Source organism: Caballeronia terrestris (genome assembly GCF_001544515.1).
Lineage (GTDB): Bacteria > Pseudomonadota > Gammaproteobacteria > Burkholderiales > Burkholderiaceae > Caballeronia > Caballeronia terrestris.
The window spans coordinates 1-3,339 of the sequence record NZ_FCOL02000208.1 but is presented as its reverse complement, the minus strand read 5'-3'; the positions used below and the strand labels follow the sequence as shown (position 1 = coordinate 3,339).

The window sequence follows — 3,339 nt, the reverse complement described above, 5'->3', positions numbered from 1 at the left end:
GCCGTCGATGGAACTCGCGAGCGCGCTGCAGGACGGCGCGCTGGATCTCGCGATTGGCTATCTGGGCAAGATGGGAGAGAACCTGCATCAGCAGCCGCTCTTCAGGCGCTCGCTGGTCGGCATCGTCAAGGGAGGCGCGGCGCGCAAGAAGGTGCGGATGACGCTCGAAGAGTTCGTCGAGCGCAAGCACGTGGTCGCGGGCACGCTCGCACTCACGAACCAGTTGCTCGAAAAAGAGTTGCGGAGCCACGGCGCGAAGCTGAGGGTCGGCATCGACGTGCCGTATCTCCTGGCCGTGCCGAGCCTCGTCGCTACATCCGATTTCATTGCGGCCGTTCCCGATGAACTCGCCGACCTGTTCTCGCGGCTCGCGGACGTGGATGTGTTTCCGTTACCGATCAAGCTTCCCGATCTGACCGTTCAACAGTTCTGGCACGCGCGGCATCACAACGACGCGGGGCACAGGTGGTTCAGAGGGTTGGTGGCACAGACGCTTGGACAAAACTGAAGTTGAGCCAGCAAAACTGTCGTTTTGAGCAAGGGGGGAGGCGAATGCCGAGGCATATCCCAGCGACTGGGCACCTGTTATGGGTAACTGGTTTTGACGAAGCGCGAGCTTCGCGTATCCTGACGAGAATGCCAATTCAGTATATCGACTTATGACCCTGGCACTCTGGACGAGCGATCCCGAAGCAGCGTATGCGCAATGGCAACGCACCCAAGCAGCCGGCGCCGACCGCCGAGCTTTCGCCGAACGATCGATCGTCCAACACTGCGCGATGTTTGCGCGCTTCAATCGATTCCTCATCGCCCATGGCCAGGCTCCGACGACGTTCGGATCAGATCACATCAACGGATTCTTTGAAGAACTCGCGAGAGACTGCGCGCCGGGCACAACGACACGACTGAGGTATCTGAAGCTGATCGACCGGTTTGTTCGGCATCTGGTCGCCATGGAACTGCGCTCGGCCAATCCTGCGGCTCAGATGCTCGCTTCCGAGTCATGGCCTGAGGACGAACCCACGCCAATCTACCTTTCGCTTGCCGATGATCGCCGGTTGCAAACGGCTTGCGTGTCGCGGAGGGAGGCGGACTTCAAATCGCTGCGCAACACAGCCATCGTTGCGACGCTTCTGAGCGCCGGCATCACCGCCGCCGAGTGCCGTCACCTCCGCCTCTCCGACCTCGGTATTCACGGCATCCGGCCAGACGTGCTGGTGCAAAAGCGCGGTCCGCGAATCGCTCGCAGAGTTCCACTCGAAGCTTTCTCGCTCGACGTCCTGCGGGAGTACCACTACGCGCGAGCGAAGCTGCCTTGTCAAAGTGAGTGGCTTTTTCTTGCGACGGCGGCCGGCAAACCAATGAAGGATGACACGCTCGGGAAATGCGTGCGGATTGCGTTGGAATCGCTGGATATCAAGGCCGCAGACATGAGTCCTCGACTTCTGAGAAATACCTACGCACGCCGACATCTCCATGCGGGCCACACCGACGAGGAGGTCGCCAACCTGCTGGGCCTTTCCAGTCATCGCACCACGGTACGACTGCGGCAAACCCTTGAGCCATCCTTCGCCCCCGCTTGATTTCAGATTGGACGAAAGCGACGCGCGATTTTGCGAAGCGTTACATGCGCATCGTGCTGCACCGCCCTTTTGCAACGCGGCTTGGAAGGGTACAGGTCGCTGTTTTTGCGTCGTGTCGATCGCAAAGCCTTTGTTTTCGGGGTTTCGTTGATTGCAACTTCACCATTGGGTTGCTACGCTAGCAGCACCCTGAGGGATTCGACCTTTGCGTACGTCGATGACTATGCAAAGGCAAAGGTCTCAGGCCAAACCTTTGAATATGAGGAAGTCATGGCAAAAGCAAGCGCAACGAAACCTGCAGCAAAGACCCCGAAAAAGGCAGCCGCTCCCGTTCAGACGAAGGCGAAAGCGCCTGCAGCGAAGACGGCGGCAGTCACGCCACTTAAACCGATCAAGGATTCCTTCACCAAAGCGTCGCTCACGGTGCACCTGGCCGAACGCGCTGGCATCGAGCCGAAAGCCGCCAAGGCGCTAATGGCAGCCCTGGAAGAGACCTTGCTTGCATCGATTCACAAGAAGGGCGCCAAGGAGTTCACGCTCCCCGGCTTGCTGAAGGTCGTCGCTCAGGACGTACCCGCGAAGAAAAAGCGCTTCGGCAAGGACCCGTTCACAGGTGAGGACAAGTGGTTCGCCGCCAAACCCGCTTCCGTTCGACTCAAAGTGCGCCCGCTGAAGAAGCTCAAGGACGCCGCCCTGTAAATCGACATCCGGTTTGCTCGAAGCCCCTTGCGTCTCCGGTCGAAGGGGCTTTTTTGTTTCCAAAATTCCTGGATCACGACGACGCACGGTGCGCCAGCCAGATGCCGGAACGTGGGTCGATTTTTACGATCGACGCAGACGGATGCAGCTCGGGCAACGTCCCGCACGGCGCTCGCAAGCCAGTCCTCCTTGTCCGACGCAAAATCGATCAGCATCAACAGCACTGCGCTGGCCGCACGAAGTCCGGCCACGATCGGAAAGATGATTGACGTATGGCCGGCCGGGCTACCGCAATTCAGCCCGAAGTTCCCGCACCCCGCGACCGAGCCTCCGTCGCAACAAAGTCCGCAATGTCGCCGGGTCGGCGTAGCCAACCTCGCTTGCAATCTTCTCGATGTCGTAGCCGACCGATACGAGGTGCTGTGCCCGTTGGATTCGCAAGTCCTGGAAAAACGCCAGCGGCGACTTGCCGAGCACAGCCTCGGTACGGCGCTGCAAGGTGCGTGGTCCGACGGAAAGCGCGCTTGCCGCTGCCTGCAGCGAAAACCCCAGAGATAGATGCTCGCGCGCCCATCGCTCGAATCGCGCGATCAATGGATCTGCGTGCGCGAGATAATCGGGAATGATGTATTCGGCCTGGGATGAACGCTTGTCGATCAGCATGACGCGCGCAACGAGCGTCGCGAGGTCGGGACTGGCTTGTCGAAGCAGCCAGAGCGCGAGGTCGAGATGGCCCATCGCGGCCCCCGCCGTGACGACCCGACCCGATGCGACGACCATGCGTGAATCATCCAGATCGACAGCCGGATAGCGTTGACGGAAGAAAGGCGCCAGTGACCACGTCGTCGTCGCCTCGCGATTATCTAGAAGGCCAGCTTCGGCCAGCAGGAAAGTACCGATACAGGCCGCCGCGATGCCGACGCCGTCGGCATGCCAGGCACGAAGGTACGTCATCGCATCGCGCGCGTCACGCTGCTGCAGCCGTTCGATCAGGCGCTCCGGTTGTCTGACACTCGGCGCAGGCACGGCCACCCAATCCGGGTGACCAATCGTGCTT

Annotated in this window: 4 protein-coding genes; 3 read left to right on the top strand and 1 reads right to left on the bottom strand. The window is 60.4% G+C overall.

Annotated features, from left to right (window positions below; genetic code table 11):
- From AWB67_RS35335 to AWB67_RS35325, 3 genes are all read left to right on the top strand, one after another.
- The coding region (locus AWB67_RS35335) for a LysR substrate-binding domain-containing protein (RefSeq protein ID WP_235025542.1) at nucleotides 1-508 on the top strand (508 nt) is incomplete at its 5' end.
- Nucleotides 509-659: 151 nt separating this feature from the next.
- Nucleotides 660-1,583, top strand: a complete 924-nt coding sequence (locus tag AWB67_RS35330; protein WP_087660541.1) for a tyrosine-type recombinase/integrase — start codon at nucleotides 660-662, stop codon at nucleotides 1,581-1,583.
- A gap of 270 nt (nucleotides 1,584-1,853) precedes the next feature.
- Entirely contained in the window at nucleotides 1,854-2,282 is a 429-nt protein-coding gene (locus tag AWB67_RS35325; RefSeq protein ID WP_087660540.1) for an HU family DNA-binding protein, read from the top strand.
- Between the two features lie 285 nt (nucleotides 2,283-2,567).
- Here AWB67_RS35325 and AWB67_RS35320 read toward each other — a convergent pair.
- The coding region (locus tag AWB67_RS35320; RefSeq protein WP_087660539.1) for a GlxA family transcriptional regulator at nucleotides 2,568-3,339 on the bottom strand (772 nt) is incomplete at its 5' end.